Below are 14,678 nucleotides of genomic sequence, written 5' to 3'. Positions count from 1 at the left end.
CGATCGTAGTGCCGCGCGACCTCGCGGGCGGCCGGTTAGGTCACGTCCAGAGCCGGCATGGCGTCGTGCACGTCGAAAACCGTGTCGAGGCCGGTGACCTGCAGGATTCTTTTGACTGCCGGCCGCGGTGCGGCGAGCTCAAGGGTGCCACCCTGCTCTTTGAGCCGCTTCATCGCGGCGAGCAGCACGTTCATGCCGGTCGAGTCGCAGAACTCGACCCCGCTGAGGTCGACCACCACCCGATCGACGTTCTCGCGCAGCAGCCCGGCAAGCACGGTCTGCAAACGGGGTGCTGTGTACAGGTCGAGTTCGCCGCTCGCGGTGACAACGGCGTGACCTCCCTGAGATGCAGTCGAGACATTTAGCTCCACGAGCCGCACACTATCGGCCCAGCGGCCAGGGAGCTAGAGAGTTCGGCGAGTCGGGCCAGGGGCGGGGGTGGCTTTGCCATGAAACGCCCACAGATGATCCTCATCCTGCCTGGCGAAGTCGCGTATTCGTCTCGCGGCAGGCACCAGAGTGCGGGAGGCTGGCGCCGTGCAACAGCGGCTTGGCAACTCGGGGGGAGTCGCGCAGATCTCCGGTCGGCGACCGGAGCTCCCAGCGACACAATCACGTTCCGGACTTATGGCGGGATGTCCGTCATGATCGGCGACCGGCCGGGGGACATCCAGCGAAGCCGGCTCCGGGACCGGCTGGAGTCGATCCGGGTCCGCTCGGAGAAGTCGACCTCCTGGCGCTCGGCGGCGCAGTACCTCGGCCGCCTGATCAACCGTGAGGGCTTCGTCCCGATCCGGACCAGGATCCCCCAGGAGGATCTGGCCTTCCTGTCCACCGCCCGGGAGGACATGATCGCGTTCGCCGAGCTGGGCCTGCGGCTGTTCGAGCTGCACCAGCCGCAGGACAGCGGCGGGATCTCCAGCGATCCGGACAACCCGATCCGGCGCTGCCGGGCCTGCATGTGGCGCTGGCCCTGCCCCACCTTCCGCGCCATCGACGACGCCGTGGACCGCTGATCGGCCCTGCCGAGCGAGGCCGAGCGAGTCCCGGGCGGGCCTGGCCCGGCGTGGCGCGCCGGGTCACCGTACGGAGAACCGTCAGCGGCCGATCGGCAGCCGGACGAAGAACCTGCAGCCTGCGCCCTCGTTGGTGACGCCGATCTCCCCGGAGTGCGCTTCGACGATGCCCCGGGCGATCGCCAGGCCCAGCCCGGCACCGCCGCCCGGGGTACGCGCCGCCTCGCCCCGGAAGGCCACGTCGAAGACCCGGGGCAGGTCCTGTTCGGGGATGCCGCCACAGGCGTCGGAGACGGTCACGCAGGCCATGTCGCCGTCCGGCCCGTCGTGGATCTCACCGCGGATCTCGATGGCGCCGTCGTGCGGGGTGTGCCGGATCGCGTTGACGACCAGGTTGCGCACGGCCCGGCCGACCTCGATGGCGTCCACCTCCACCGGCAGGCCCGACCGGGCGTCGCCGTGGATCCGTACCCCCTTGGCCCGCGCCAGCGGCTCGGCGCCGGCCACCGCCTCGGCCACCAGGTCGTCCAGGCCGACCCGCTGCCGGGACAGCCGCAGCGCACCGGCGTGGATCCGGGCGAGCTCGAACAGGTCGTCGACCATCTCGGCCAGCCGGTCCACCTCGATGCGGATGCGGCCGTGATAGCGGCGCACGGTCTCGGCGTCGACCACCACCTCGTCCTCGAGCGCCTCCGCCATGGCCCGCAGGCCCGCGAGCGGGGTGCGCAGGTCGTGGCTCACCCAGGCGACCAGCTCCCGGCGGCTGGTCTCCAGCGCCTTCTCGCGCTCGTGGGAGGCCGACAGCCGCTGGTAGGCCAGCTCCAGCTCCCGCGACAGCTCCGCCAGCTCGGCGGGGAGCACCTTCGCCGGAGGGCGGTACGGGTCGGACCGTACGGCCTCGACCAGCGCCCGGTTGGCGGCGATCAGCCGGCGGCCCAGCAGGAAGGAGACCCCGGTGCCGACCAGCCCCGCCACGACCACCACGGTGAGCGCCACCGCGCGGTCGTGCTCGGAGATCATCATCAGCAGGGTGATCACGATGATGCCCGCCATCGTGGCCAGCATGGTGGCGATGGTGACCACGGCCAGCTGGACGGCCAGCGACCGGCCGCGCAGCACCTGCAGCAGCACCAGTCCCGCGGCGGCGGCCGGCAGCGCGGCCCCGGCGGCGTACCCGGCGACCTCGACGAACGCCTCGAACGGGATCACGCGGCGCCCGAATTCGCCGGCTCGTAGCGGTAGCCCACGCCCCACACGGTGACGATCCGCAGCGGGGCGGTCGGATCTGCCTCGATCTTCTCCCGGAGCCTGCGTACGTGCACCGTCACGGTCGAGGAGTCGCCGAAGGACCATCCCCAGACCTGATCGAGCAACTGCTCGCGGGTGAAGGCCTGCCGGGGGTGCCGCAGCAGGAAGGCCAGCAGGTCGAACTCCCGCGCGGTCAGGGCCAGCGCGGCACCGCCGAGGAGGACCTCGTGCGCGCCCACGTCCACGCGCAGATCGTCGTCGGTGAGCATTCCGGCCCCGGCGGGGGTCAGCGAGCCGCCCGCCCGGCGCAGCACCGACCGCACCCGCAGCGCCAGCTCCCGGGGGCTGAACGGCTTGGTCACGTAGTCGTCCGCGCCCGTCTCCAGGCCGACCAGCCGGTCGGTCTCCTGGCCCAGCGCGGTGAGCATCACGATCGGCACCGGTGAGGTCTCCCGCAGCCGGCGGCAGACCTCCAGCCCGCCCATGCCGGGGAGCATAAGGTCCAGCACGACCAGGTCAGGCGGATCGGCCAGCGCCCGGTCCAGCGCCTGCCGCCCGTCGGCCACGCACTCCACCTCGTGCCCGTCCCGCAGGAGGTAACGGGCGACCACCTCGGCAACGGTGGGGTCGTCGTCGACCACGAGTATGCGGCCGGCGACGGGGCCGCCCGTCGCCGGCGCGGAGGTGTTCCCCTGGGCCGGCTCCTCGATCACGTCTCCACGGTAGGCCCCGATGCCCGGAAAAGAGGATCCCTCACCCCAACGTCACGACCTCGTAAGCACCTCCCTGCCAGGCCCTCATCGCGACGAACCCCCACCCCCTTCGTGATCATGATCACGAGGGGTGGTGATTTTGGCTGCGTGGGACCTGGCAATCCGGTAGAAAAGCCCCGATGGCTGAGGACGACCAGGTGACCGGTACCAGGGCGGCGCTGGCCACGGTGCTGGCCGGTGCGATCATCGCCACCGTCGTCGGCATCGGGCAGGACTACCTGTTCGCCCACCACCTGCCGCACGGCTGGCCCGGCACCGCGCTCGCCTGCCTGATGATCGGCTTCATCACCGGGCTGCCCGTGCTGCTGACCCGGCCGGCGGGTGCCGTCGTCCCGGTGGCCGCCGCCGTGCTGGCGGCGGTGAGCCTGCTCGCCGGGGACATCGCCTACGACCTGCTGTCGGCGCTGGGCGGTGACCGGGCGCCGGACCCGCTGGGCATCGCCCGGGGGTACGCCCACCAGGACCTGTTCTACCTGGCGCTGGATCTGCTCGCCCCGCTGAGCGCCGCCCTGGTGGTGGCGGCCCGGGTCAGGCGGGTACGGGCCGACGGCCGCACCCGTCCGGGCGCGGAGGGGCCGTCGTGACCGTCAGCTCGTCGGACCGGCTTCCGGGCCTGTCCGCGGCCGGGAGCGGAGAGAGAGCAGGAACGCCATGCTGACGGCACCGGCGAGCTGCAGGGCCGCCATCGTGACCAGCAGGCCGACGGCGCCGGCCCGGTCGGCCAGCGCACCGGTCAGCGCCGCGCCGAGCGCCGCCGCGCCCAGCTTCATGCTGCCGCCGGTCGTGTTGACCTGGCCCAGCCGGGCCGCCGGGGCCTCCCGCTGCCGCAGCGTCAGCGTCGCCGCGAACGCCGGCCCGTCGCAGGCCCCGGCGAGCGCGAAACAGAGGGTGCACCACGCCAGGGTGGTCGCGGTCGCGGCGGCGGCCAGCGTGATCCCGAAGGCGATCAGTCCGGTGACCACCACCCACTCGGCACGCCGCGCGGACAGCCAGCGGGCCGCGGCGAGCGAACCGCCCAGTGCCCCCAGCGCGAAGGCGGCCAGCAGCTGACCGCCCGCTGTGGCGCTCGCTCCGACGTGCCCGGCCAGCAGCACCGCGACGATGGGGACGCCGCCCATGCCGAGAAAGGCCACCGAGCTCCCGACGGTGAGGGCCCGCAGGGTGGGGTTGCGGAACAGCACCACGATCCCGCCAGTGATCATGTTCAGCCCGGCCGCCGGCGCGTCCCCGGCCCGCGCCGCCTGCGCATCCTTGTACTGCGCCGCCGGCGGGTCGTACCCGGTCTCCGCGGCGGGCGCGGGCGGTTCGACGGGGGACGGCGGCTCCGCGACGGAGGGGGACACCGACAGGAAGGACATGGTCAGGGTGCCGAGAACCGCGGCGCCGACGACCAGGACGGCGGCGGTCTGCGGTCCGGCCCAGGCGGCGGTACCCGCGACGAGCCCCGGCCCGGCGATGCCCGCCAGGTTGTAGCTCGCCGACTCCAGCCCGTACGCCCTGGTCAGCCCGGGCCGGGAGACGATGCGCGGGAGCAGGCTGGTCAGCGCGACCACGATGGGTTCGGTGCATCCCACGGCGGCCGCGGCGAGCACGGCCAGCGGCAGCGGGACGCCCCCGGCGACGACCAGCAGCAGCGCCACCGCGCAGGCGTAACCCCCGGCCAGCAGGGTCGCGAAGAGCCGCGTGCGGCCGACCCGGTCCAGGGCGTTGCCGAGTATCGGACCGGACACCACGTAGGGCAGCAGCACCGCGGCCAGCAGGAAGCCGCTCGACGCGGCGCGACCGGTCCGGTCCTGTACCAGCAGGACCAGCGCCGTTCCGGTTCCCTCGGCCGAGACGCGCAGCAGGGTGGCGGCGGTGAAATGCACCGCATGCGGAAATCTGTCGATTCACGCATGGTACGGGGCGGTCTTCCGGATGGTCCCCGGCTTCCGAGGGCGATCACGGCCGGCCGCATCCGTCAGGTGAGCCGTCCCCCGCCCTTGAAGTTCTGCCGGTAGGAGCCCTTGGTGATGTCGGAGATCTTGACCACGTCACCGGTCTGCGGGGCCTGGATCATCAACCCGTTGCCGACGTACATCCCGACGTGGTGGATGCTCGGGTAGAAGAAGACCAGGTCGCCGGGCTGCAGGTTGTCGAAGGAGATCCGGCTGTTCGCGGTGAAGGAGTACTGCGCCTGGCTGGTGCGCGGGATCGACACCCCGGCGGCCTGCCACGACCGCAGGGTGAGGCCGGAGCAGTCGAACGTGGTCGGCCCGGTGGCCCCGTAGACGTACCGGTTTCCGAGCTTGGAGAAGGCGTACTGCAGGGCCTTGAGCGCCTTGCCGGTGGCGGGGCCTATGTAGGGCCGCGGCGTGCTGTCGCCGTTCTTCGGGATCCCGCCGGCGGCCGCGACCGCCTTCATCTGCTGGGCGATGTCCTTGTCGAGCTGGGCCTTCTGGGTCCGCAGCGTGGCCAGCGTCCGGTTGACGTCGGCCAGGGCCTGCTGTGCCTGGCCGTGCGCGAACGTCAGTCGCTGGGCCGAGGAGACGAACTGGCTGAGCCGCGAGCTCCGGTCCGTCGAGAGCTTGGTGAAGATCGACACCTGGTCCAGCACGGTGGACGGATCATCCGCGGCCAGCAGCGTCTCCACCGACGTCGGGTCGCTGGCCTTGTAGGCCGAGGCCGCCATCTGGGCGACCGACCCGTGCAGCCGCTTGTACGTCGCCTGCTCGGCCGCCACCGACTTCTGCATCGCCGCGAGCTTGTGCTTGGCCTGGGCCAGCGTCGCCTGGGCCTGGTCGTACTTCTGGACGAGGATGCCGACCTTGGTGTTCAGCTGGTCGAGCTTGCGCTTGGCGACCGTCAGCGACGGCTTGGGCTCGGCCGGCGCCGCGGTGGCGGGTACTGCGATGGCCGGCACCGCCAGCAGGGTGGCGAGGGTGAGGCCCACGGTCGTCAAGGTCCGGCGTTTGAACGCCCTGTCTGCGGTGGCCACGTTCGTGGCACGCCCCTCTCTTCCACGGCCGCCTACCGGGTTAGCTGACGGATTCGGGCGAGGAAGTCGCGCCCTACGGCGCTCCGGAACGGCCGGAGGCGCCGATTCACCCCAGGGAAGAGTGGTTCCCCGGCTTCCTCGTCCGCGCGGCGCACGCTGGGGGCGGCGACCCGTGGAGTCGGAACTCGGCGGGAGCCCGATCACCGCCACCGATGGGGGGCTGGGGAGCGATCGTGCTCAGCGCATGACGTTAGCTCCCAAAGCACCCGTGTCACAACCGTTACATCAGGATCTCGTAAATTGTCATATGTGACGCATCAGCACGACGTACGCAGCGAAGTTGGACGACTACGGACCGTGCTACTGCACAGGCCGGGGGCGGAGCTGAAGCGGCTCACCCCCCGCAACAACGACAAACTGCTCTTCGACGGCATCCCGTGGGTCGGCCGGGCCCGGGACGAGCACGACGCCTTCGCGCAGGCGCTGCGGGACCGCGACGTCGAGGTGCTGTACGTGGCCGAACTCCTGCAGGACGTGCTGGAGTACGAGTCCGCGCGGGAGAAGGCGCTCGCCGGGGTGCTGGACGACCACCGGCTGGGCGACCAGCTCCGCCACGCCGTGGCGGGTCACCTGGGCGGCCTGCATCCCGAGGACCTCGCCCACGTCCTCATCGGCGGCCTGGCGCACGAGGAGCTCAAACCCGGCCACGGCCTGGTGTACGAGCTGATGGACCGGCACGACTTCATCGTGGATCCGCTGCCGAACCTGCTGTTCACCCGGGACTCCAGCGCCTGGATCGGGGACCGGGTCGCGGTGACCAGCCTGGCCATGCCGGCCCGCCGCCGGGAGACGGCGCTCACCGAGCTGATCTACGCCCATCATCCGCGGTTCGCCGGGGTCCAGACCGTCTACGACCGGACGCTGGAGCATGTCGAGGGCGGTGACCTGCTACTGCTCGCGCCCGGAGTAGTGGCGGCGGGGACCGGGGAGCGTACGACTCCGGCGGGCGTCGAGCGGCTGGCCCGGCGGGTGTTCGAGGCCAGCCTCGCGCACACCGTGCTGGCGGTGCCGATCGCCCAGGACCGCGCGACGATGCACCTCGACACCGTCTGCACCATGGTCGACGTCGACAAGGTCGTGATGTATCCGGCGGTGGCGGACTCGCTCATCGCCTATGCGGTGACCTCGGACGACGGCGGGGAACTGCGGATCGCCCCGGCCCGGCCGTTCCTGGAGGCCGCCGCGACGGCGATGGGCATCGAGCGGCTGAAGGTGATCGACACCGGCCTGGACCCGGTGACCGCCGAACGCGAGCAGTGGGACGACGGCAACAACACGCTGGCCGTGGGGCCGCGGCTGGCGGTGGCCTACGAACGGAACGTCGAGACCAACATCCGGCTGGAGGCGGAGGGCATCGAGGTGATCCAGATCAGCGGAAGCGAACTCGGCAGCGGCCGTGGCGGCCCACGCTGCATGTCCTGCCCGATCTTGCGAGACCCCTTGTAACACGGGGACTTTGGACGCTCAGGCGCTGCCGACGGGGGCACGGCAGCGCCCGAGCTGTGCCGACCTTAGCGGGTGTGGTTGAGCAGGTTCACGGTGGGGGTGGCGGATACGTCGGGAATGACGGAGACCACCGCCGGCGGGGCACCCGTACCGCTCAGCGAAGGCGGCTGGGCCCGGTGCGGAACCCGCAGAATGGCCCAGACCGTCGTGCCGCCGCCGTTCTCGTGCCGGACGCCCCAGCACTCGGCCAGGGTCTCGACGATGGCCAGGCCCCGGCCGCCCAGCGACGACAGCGTCGGACGGCTGCGGCGCGGCTCGGTGGCGGCCCCGCCGTCACTGACCGCGACCTCGATGGAGTCACCGTGCCGGGACCAGGCCACCCGGATCTGGCCGGTCTCCAGCGGGCGGGCGTGGCGCAGCGCGTTGCTCAGCAGCTCACTGATGATCACCGTCGCGTCATCGACGACGGACTCGAGGGTCCCGGATGAGAGCAGGTCCGCACTGAGGTGCCTGCGGGCGACGGCGACACTGGACATCGCGTGTGGCAGTAGTACCACGCTCACCCTCCACCTCCCTGCCGGTTCTCGAGCTTGCTCACGTGCCTGTGACTTCCTGTACGACCTTGACTTCCCGTACGACCGAAATGCCCACATACTTCAGGCCGGAAACCCGGACGAATCCTCCAGCCATCTACACAACGAGTGACTGACCAAGTGGTCACGGCCAACCACCCCCTGAAAGTAGCGCGAAGCGGACGGTTAAGATCTATCCACTGTGCGTCGGAGTACTCCTTGGACGCGCGTTCCGTCTGTCACATCCACGCCAGTAGGCGCTTTGACCAGGCCATACCTCGACCATGAGGCGGCTCAATCCGAGCCCTCCACGGCGGCTCTGGGAAGCGTCAAGCGCATGGCTGTCCCGCCCTCAGGACGAGAATGGGCCGAAATATCGCCATTTTGGGCGACGGCTAGCTTTTTCACGATGTAGAGGCCGAGCCCCACCCCGCCGAAACGACGGCGGTCCCCCGCCTCGCCCTGCACGAACCGTTCGAAGATCCGCTCATGGTCGCCGGGCGCGATGCCGACGCCCTCGTCCTCCACGGTCACCGTGATCTCGCGTTCCCCGGCCCAGGCCCGCACCGACACCGTGCCGCCGTCGGGCGAGTACTTGAAGGCGTTCTCCAGCAGCTGCCCCAGGATGATGTCGGTGGCCATCGAGTCCCCGCTCACCATCGGCAGCCGCGGTTGGACCGACAACCGCACGCAGTGCCTGTCCGACAGCGACCGGAAGGCGCTCACCGCCCCCTCCAGCAGCCGGCCCAGCTCGAACTCCTCGATCGTGACGGTGAGCTCCTCGGCCCCGGCCCGGGAGCCCAGCAGCAGATGCTCCACCAGCCGCCCCAGCGACCGGGCCCGCTCCGCGATGGTCGCCACGGCACTGCGCCGATCCTGGTCGCTCAGCTCGTCCCAGCGGTTGACCAGGGTGCTGGCGAAGCCCTGCACGACGGTGATCGGGGTCCGCAGCTCGTGGCTGGTGGTGGCCAGGAAGAGGTTCTTGGCCTCCTCCAGCGCCTTGGCCTCGCTGACGTCCCGGAAGTCGATGACCAGCTCGTCGGTCTCCTCGATCTCCGCGCACAGCACGTTGAGCCAGATCCCCGATTCGAGGGCGATCGTGAGCATCTCCCCGGGCTGCGGCTGCTGGAACGGCAGGGCATGTCCGATCGCCTTCTCAGCCGACACCCCGGTGAGCGCGTGCGCCGCCGGGTTCCAGCGCTGGACGAGGCCCGCCCGGTCCAGTACGGCGATGCCGTCGGCGCTGGCGTCGATGACCGCTCGTTCGTGCGCCCGCTGCCGTACCGCCTCGCTGTACTGCACGGCGTTGCTGACCGCGACCCCGGCATGGCCGGCGAACAGCTCCAGCAGTTCGAGCTCGACGTGGGTGACCTTGCGGCCGGCGAACAGGGCGTACAGCGCCCCGTAGGGACGGTTCTGCACGTAGGACAGGCCCAGCGCGATGGTGTGCAGCCCGTCCAGCTCGGCCCAGATGAGATCGTCGAGCCGGCGCTTGCCGGTGGCCAGCATCACGGTCTTGCCGGAGCGCAGGATCTCCCCGACCAGGCTGGGCCGTAGCTCCGCGACGGCGTCGCGCATGTGCTCCGGCAGCCCGCGCATGCTGACCAGCCGCAAGGTGTTCTTCTCCGCGTCGATCCGGACGAAGCCGCCGGCGTCCGCGCCGGTCAGCTCGGTGAGCGCCCCGGTGATGCGGTCCAGCACGGTGCCCAGATCCAGCTCGGCGTTCAGGTCGGCGACGATGTCGTTGAGCCTGCGGACCAGCCGGGCCTTCTCGTTCATGTGGTGCTGGACGACCTCGTCCTCCCGCACCGGATGGAAGACGCTCACCCAGCCGAGCAGCCGGCCCTGCGGGTCCTGCAGCACGCTGGTGTCGATCCGTACGTCCACCAGCCGGCCGTCCCGGTGGAACCGCCGGGTCGCGATCGAGATCTGGCCGCCCTCCCGGATCCGCTCCTGGACGGCGTTGTACTCCGCCTTGAGCTCGTCCGGCACGATCGGCGGGACCTTCCCCAGCACCTCCTCCGCGGACCAGCCGAACATCCGCTCGGCCGCCGGGTTCCATACGGTCACCGCAAGCTGGTCATCGACGGCCACGATCGCGTCCGCGGCGCATTCGATCACCGCGCGGACGATGGGGTCGTGGACGTCTCGTTGTTGCACGTCTGTCATCGTGCCACCGGATCCTGTGCACCGAGGCCGCAAGCGCCATGGAATGTTCTCCGCGCCGCCCCCACGGCCTCCGCAAAGATCATCCCCCTCCGTGATCATGCAATCGTTCGACGATTGATTGCGTGATCACGGAGGGAGGGGGGCCACGACGCGGGGTGGGAGGGGTTGCAGGGTGGGGAGAGGGGACGGGGCTACTTGGAGGTGGGGGTGCGGCGGGCGAGGACGCCGATCAGGTAGGCGGCCAGCACCGCGGCGGCGAAGGACAGCAGCGAGGCGCTCATCCAGTCGGCCGGGGTGAAGTGCAGCCGGTCCTGAACGCCGGTCCAGCCCTTGCTCCACCAGCCGATGTCGCTCGGGTGGATCAGCTGGTAGACGGCGAAGCCGATCAGCCAGGCGACGATCATCCCCCAGCGCGACGGGGCGGCGCGGTCCAGGTTCCAGGCGCGGCCCCGGCCGAGCAGGAAGAAGTCGGCCACCAGGACGCCGAGCATCGGCACGAACACCGAGCCGATCAGGCCGAGGAAGCCGAAGTAGCTGTTCATGTCCTTGAGCAGCAGGGCCGCACCAGTGATCAGGGAGCCCAGGACGACGGTCAGGATCCGCCGGTCCCAGCGGGGGAAGAGGTTCTGGATCGACACCGCGGTGGAGTAGACGTTCGCGAACGACTGGTCCACCTCCCGGAGCACGAAGACGCCGAGGAACACCGCGCCCAGGGCCACGTGCAGGAAAGGGGTGTAGAGGTTGTCGGTGGTGGCCAGCGCGAGCGCGAACAGCCCCAGGACATAGGCCACGATCTGGGTGACCGAGTAGGCCACGCTGGCCGCCCCGAACGCCGCCTTGGCCGACCGGGAGTGCCGCGTGTAGTCCGCCGCGACGGGTACCCAGGAGATCGACACGGCCAGCGCCGCGTCGGCGCCGACCCAGAACCGGCTCCAGGAACCCTCGCCCAGGTCGGGCACGCCCTGACGGAGGAACTGGACGTAGAAGTAGCCCAGCGAGATCACGACCGCGACGGTGACGAACCGGCGCAGCAGCCGCACCGAGCCGAGCGGCCAGATCGTCAGCAGGGTGGTGAGCAGGCCCGCGGCGATCACGAACAGCCAGCGCGGGGCGTGCAGCCACGCGGGCCCCTCCGCGAACACCTCCTTGGCCGCCGCGGCGATGGTGATCAGCTCGAAGGTGCCCCAGCCGACCAGCTGGGCGATGTTGAGCACGGTGGGGAGATAGGACAGCCGGGTGCCGAACAGCCCGCGCAGCAGGACCATCGCGGGCGCGCCGGTGCGGGCGCCCGGTACGGCGGCCAGGCCGAGCATCAGCCCGCCGATCACCGTTCCGACGATCATCGCGGTGATGCCCGCCTCGATCGACAGGCCCGGCTTGCCGTCGGCACCGGGGGCCAGCACGGTGTACGCGCCGGTGAAGGCGAGCAGGCTGACCCCGAGGTTGGCCCAGAAGGCGCTCTGGTCCCAGAAGCTGAGCACTCTGGGCGGGGCCTCGTCGAGGGTGTACGGAACCTCGTTGGCCGACCGGCCTTGCACGATGCTCACGGATTCAGGCGCCACAGGGGCCACACTCCCTACGCCGGCATTACCCGGACAGGTTCGTGCGGTCGGCGGCGCCGTGAAGCCGCCCTCTCAGCCCGGCTAGGCCCGAGCTCCCGCGGTGATTCAGTTAGTAGACGGACGAATCGTACATGTATCGCCCGCCTTCCGGCATTCCGGTCAGGTCACACATCAGGCAACGCCTCAAGCCACGGTCAGGCCACGAAGGGCGTGGCGCCGGAGTCGGTGACCATCTGGCGGCCCGCCTCGGCCCAGCGCTTCATGCCGCCTTCCACGTTGCGGGCCTGCCAGCCGGCGTTGTTGAGCGCCACGGTCACCTGTGCGGACCGGGCGCCCGATCGGCAAATGACATAGACGTCCCGTTCGCGCGGGACCTCGGCCGCCCGGTCGCTCAGCTCGCCCATGGGAATGTGCACGGCGCCCGGGACGTGACCGGCGTCCCATTCCTCGGGTTGCCGCACGTCGAGCAGGTAGGCCTCGTCCGGCACCTCGGCCGCGTCGATAGCCGGAACGTCTTCCCCGAAAATCATCACGATCCCATGGAACCGCGCGGAACCCCGCCGCGTCGAATCCCCTATGAGGTATCGGACGCTCTTTTTCGTGCTGCCTGGTCTGATCATGGGCATCGCACTCACCGGTTGTGGATCGGAGAAGGCCGACGACCCGTCGGCCGGAGTCTCTTCGGGGGGTCCCGGCTGGGGCAACGGCGAGGTGACGCCCGGGCAGACCGCGCAGAGCCCGACCACGCTGAGCGTGGCGTACAAGCAGTCGGCGAAGGCGGCGGTGAAGACCTGGACGCTCACCTGTGACCCGGTGGGCGGGGACCATCCCAACGCCAAGCTCGCGTGTGCCGAGCTGGACAAGGCCGCGGCGGCCGGAAAGGACCCGTTCGCCCCCACGCCCAAGGGCCAGTCCTGCACGATGATCTACGGAGGCCCCGACACCTCCACGGTCACCGGTACCTGGCAGGGCAAGAAGATCGACGCGCGGTTCAGCCGCAAGGACGGCTGCCAGGTGACCCGCTGGACCGCCCTCGCGCCGCTGCTGGGCGAGCTGCCCCGCCCGCGCTGACCCCTTGTTCGACCAGCCGGTTATTTGAGCAGCCGGGACATCCGTCGGTCGGCCAGGGGTTTGCCACCGGTCTGGCAGGTGGGGCAGTACTGCAACGCCGAGTCGGCGAACGACACCTCCCGGACGGTGTCGCCACAGACCGGGCACTTCTGGCCGGCCTTTCCGTGCACCCGGAGGCCGGTCTTCTTCTCCGCCTTGAGCTCGCCGGCGGCCAGCCCCCGGGAGCGCTCGATCGCGTCCCGCAGCATCGTCACGATGGCCTCGTGCAGGGTCGCGACGTCATCGTCGGTCAGGGTGGCGGCGATCTTGAACGGGGACATCTTTGCCGCGTGCAAGACCTCGTCCGAGTAGGCGTTGCCGATCCCGGCGATCACCCGCTGGTCCCGCAGCAGTCCCTTGATCTGGGTACGGCGCCCGTCGACGATCTCGGCGAGCGCCTCAACCGTGAAGGCGTCCGCCAGCGGGTCCGGGCCCAGCGAGGCCACTCCCGGCACCTCCGCCGGATCCCGGACGACGTAGACCGCCAGCCCCTTCTTGGTGCCGGCCTCGGTCAGGTCGAAGCCGGCGCCGTTGTCCAGGTGGAGCCGCATGGCGATCGGGCCCTTGCCGCGTCTCAGCGGAGTGGTGGGCAGTTCGTCCTTCCAGCGCAACCAGCCGGCCCGGGCCAGGTGGGTCACCAGGTGCAGCCCGTCGAGGTCCAGATCGAGGAACTTGCCGTGCCGGCCGACCCCGGTGACGGTCAGGCCGCCCAGCGCGGTGATCGGCGGGTCATAGGTCTTGAGCGCGGAGATGGCGACGACGTCGATCTTCGCCACCGCGTGACCGACCGCGCGCTCCCGGAGATAACCGGCGAGCGCCTCGACCTCGGGGAGCTCAGGCATGTCTCCAGTATGCGGTCCCGGTTCGACCGAATCAGGTGATCCCGGGGGCCGCCCGCACCGGTCACAGCCTGTGATCCATCATCCACATGCCTGTGGACAGCTGTGGAAAACTCTGTGGAGAAGCCCCGGTGAGAGGGGATTTTCTCGTGATCCAGGGCTCATACCTGGACGTTTCTGGACACATCGAAGAGCGAAGAGTCCCACAGGCCTCACTCAAGGTGTGGATAACTTTCCGGTAGCGACTCGGTCAACGAGGTACGTCCCAGAAGGCGAGCTCGTGCCGCATACCTGTCCGGAACAGCTCCTCGGCGCGCTCGTCCCCGGGGCCGGCCTCGTCGAGCATCTGGGCACAGCGCCGGGTCAGCTCCGCGAACGCCGGGTCCGCGTAGGTCTCGACCCAGCGCCGGTAGCGGGGCTCCGCCGGAGGGCTTGCGGCCAGCTCGGCGCCCAGCGTGGAATAGCCCCACATACACGGATAGAGCGCCGCCAGGCCGTCCCCGTACGAGCTCGCCGCGTCCAGCAGGAAGCCCGTGTACGCCGCGCAGGCCGGCCCCTTGACCGCCCCCTCCAGATCGGCGCCGAAGCCGGCGGCGAGCTCCCGGTGCAGGGACAGCTCCTCGTGGAAGGTCGAATGCGCCAGGTCGACGAGATCGCCCAGGTGCGCCGCCGGGGCCTGCCAGGCCAGCCGGGCGAACACCCGCACGTAGTCCAGCAGGAACAGGTGATCCTGCTCCAGCCAGGACCGGAACACCCGCTCGTCCAGGTCCCCTCGCGCGATCCCCGTCACGGTCGGGTGCGCCAGCTGCTCCGCGACCAGCGGCCGCCCGATCTCCTCCAGCCGCCCGGAAAGACTCATGCGGGAGAGTCTGTCAGTCCCACCGCCGCGCACCGCCATCTGCCGCC

General features: G+C 70.5%; 15 protein-coding genes and 2 riboswitches. Of the genes, 4 read left to right on the top strand and 11 right to left on the bottom strand.

The window, feature by feature from the left end; translation table 11 throughout:
• Positions 1 to 35 precede the first annotated feature (35 nt).
• On the bottom strand, positions 36 to 371 hold the full coding sequence (locus ACRYCC_RS26760; protein ID WP_433816449.1) for an STAS domain-containing protein: 336 nt from the start codon (positions 369 to 371) through the stop codon (positions 36 to 38).
• 264 nt (positions 372 to 635) lie between these two features.
• On the opposite strand from ACRYCC_RS26760, the gene ACRYCC_RS26755 reads away from it, so the two are divergent.
• The gene (locus tag ACRYCC_RS26755; RefSeq protein WP_433816448.1) at positions 636 to 1,016 is read left to right on the top strand and encodes a hypothetical protein; all 381 of its coding nucleotides are present in this window, start codon (positions 636 to 638) and stop codon (positions 1,014 to 1,016) included.
• Between the two features lie 81 nt (positions 1,017 to 1,097).
• Here the strand turns inward: ACRYCC_RS26755 and ACRYCC_RS26750 are convergent, their stop codons facing one another.
• The gene (locus ACRYCC_RS26750; protein WP_433816447.1) at positions 1,098 to 2,225 is read right to left on the bottom strand and encodes a sensor histidine kinase; all 1,128 of its coding nucleotides are present in this window, start codon (positions 2,223 to 2,225) and stop codon (positions 1,098 to 1,100) included.
• A complete protein-coding gene (locus ACRYCC_RS26745; protein WP_433816446.1) occupies positions 2,222 to 2,977 on the bottom strand; it encodes a response regulator in 756 nt (251 codons plus the stop codon). Before ACRYCC_RS26745 ends, ACRYCC_RS26750 begins: the two co-directional genes overlap by 4 nt.
• Positions 2,978 to 3,156: 179 nt before the next feature.
• Between ACRYCC_RS26745 and ACRYCC_RS26740 the strand changes: the two genes are divergently transcribed.
• The gene (locus ACRYCC_RS26740) at positions 3,157 to 3,621 is read left to right on the top strand and encodes a hypothetical protein (RefSeq protein WP_433816445.1); all 465 of its coding nucleotides are present in this window, start codon (positions 3,157 to 3,159) and stop codon (positions 3,619 to 3,621) included.
• Positions 3,622 to 3,624: 3 nt separating this feature from the next.
• Here ACRYCC_RS26740 and ACRYCC_RS26735 read toward each other — a convergent pair whose 3' ends face one another.
• Together ACRYCC_RS26735 and ACRYCC_RS26730 are read right to left on the bottom strand one after the other, a co-directional pair.
• Positions 3,625 to 4,905 carry an MFS transporter gene (locus ACRYCC_RS26735; RefSeq protein ID WP_433816444.1) on the bottom strand — a complete coding sequence of 427 codons (1,281 nt, stop codon included), beginning with the start codon at positions 4,903 to 4,905 and terminating at the stop codon, positions 3,625 to 3,627.
• A 92-nt stretch (positions 4,906 to 4,997) separates the two neighbouring features.
• Complete coding sequence (locus tag ACRYCC_RS26730; protein WP_433816443.1) at positions 4,998 to 6,014, bottom strand: C40 family peptidase; 1,017 nt, start codon at positions 6,012 to 6,014, stop codon at positions 4,998 to 5,000.
• A 14-nt stretch (positions 6,015 to 6,028) separates the two neighbouring features.
• Positions 6,029 to 6,176: riboswitch (cyclic di-AMP (ydaO/yuaA leader) on the bottom strand.
• A 147-nt stretch (positions 6,177 to 6,323) separates the two neighbouring features.
• Here ACRYCC_RS26730 and ACRYCC_RS26725 point away from each other — a divergent pair.
• Positions 6,324 to 7,520, top strand: a complete 1,197-nt coding sequence (locus tag ACRYCC_RS26725; RefSeq protein ID WP_433816442.1) for an arginine deiminase — start codon at positions 6,324 to 6,326, stop codon at positions 7,518 to 7,520.
• A 65-nt stretch (positions 7,521 to 7,585) separates the two neighbouring features.
• On the opposite strand, the gene ACRYCC_RS26720 is transcribed toward ACRYCC_RS26725, so the two are convergent.
• The 4 genes from ACRYCC_RS26720 to ACRYCC_RS26705 all read right to left on the bottom strand — a co-directional run bounded on the left by ACRYCC_RS26720 (position 7,586) and on the right by ACRYCC_RS26705 (position 12,353).
• Positions 7,586 to 8,083, bottom strand: coding sequence for an ATP-binding protein (locus ACRYCC_RS26720; protein WP_433816441.1), 498 nt, complete (start codon positions 8,081 to 8,083; stop codon positions 7,586 to 7,588).
• A gap of 303 nt (positions 8,084 to 8,386) precedes the next feature.
• Positions 8,387 to 10,261 (bottom strand): PAS domain-containing sensor histidine kinase, encoded by a 1,875-nt coding sequence (locus tag ACRYCC_RS26715; RefSeq protein WP_433816440.1) that lies wholly within the window; start codon positions 10,259 to 10,261, stop codon positions 8,387 to 8,389.
• 191 nt (positions 10,262 to 10,452) lie between these two features.
• Complete coding sequence (locus tag ACRYCC_RS26710) at positions 10,453 to 11,808, bottom strand: purine-cytosine permease family protein (RefSeq protein WP_433816439.1); 1,356 nt, start codon at positions 11,806 to 11,808, stop codon at positions 10,453 to 10,455.
• An 8-nt stretch (positions 11,809 to 11,816) separates the two neighbouring features.
• A riboswitch (TPP riboswitch) is annotated at positions 11,817 to 11,932 on the bottom strand.
• A gap of 85 nt (positions 11,933 to 12,017) precedes the next feature.
• The gene (locus ACRYCC_RS26705) at positions 12,018 to 12,353 is read right to left on the bottom strand and encodes a rhodanese-like domain-containing protein (RefSeq protein WP_433816756.1); all 336 of its coding nucleotides are present in this window, start codon (positions 12,351 to 12,353) and stop codon (positions 12,018 to 12,020) included.
• A gap of 70 nt (positions 12,354 to 12,423) precedes the next feature.
• On the opposite strand from ACRYCC_RS26705, the gene ACRYCC_RS26700 reads away from it, so the two are divergent.
• Positions 12,424 to 12,894, top strand: coding sequence for an SSI family serine proteinase inhibitor (locus ACRYCC_RS26700; protein ID WP_433816438.1), 471 nt, complete (start codon positions 12,424 to 12,426; stop codon positions 12,892 to 12,894).
• A gap of 20 nt (positions 12,895 to 12,914) precedes the next feature.
• Here ACRYCC_RS26700 and ACRYCC_RS26695 read toward each other — a convergent pair whose 3' ends face one another.
• Together ACRYCC_RS26695 and ACRYCC_RS26690 are read right to left on the bottom strand one after the other, a co-directional pair.
• Positions 12,915 to 13,775 (bottom strand): Fpg/Nei family DNA glycosylase, encoded by an 861-nt coding sequence (locus ACRYCC_RS26695; RefSeq protein ID WP_433816437.1) that lies wholly within the window; start codon positions 13,773 to 13,775, stop codon positions 12,915 to 12,917.
• Positions 13,776 to 14,022: 247 nt separating this feature from the next.
• Positions 14,023 to 14,631: a TenA family protein gene (locus tag ACRYCC_RS26690; protein WP_433816436.1), complete on the bottom strand. Its 609-nt coding sequence runs from the start codon at positions 14,629 to 14,631 to the stop codon at positions 14,023 to 14,025.
• Positions 14,632 to 14,678 lie beyond the last annotated feature (47 nt).

This window comes from Actinomadura scrupuli (assembly GCF_050971785.1).
GTDB lineage: Bacteria > Actinomycetota > Actinomycetes > Streptosporangiales > Streptosporangiaceae > Actinomadura_E > Actinomadura_E scrupuli.
The sequence above is the reverse complement of the archived record's forward strand: the minus strand, read 5'-3'. Positions and strand labels throughout refer to the sequence as shown.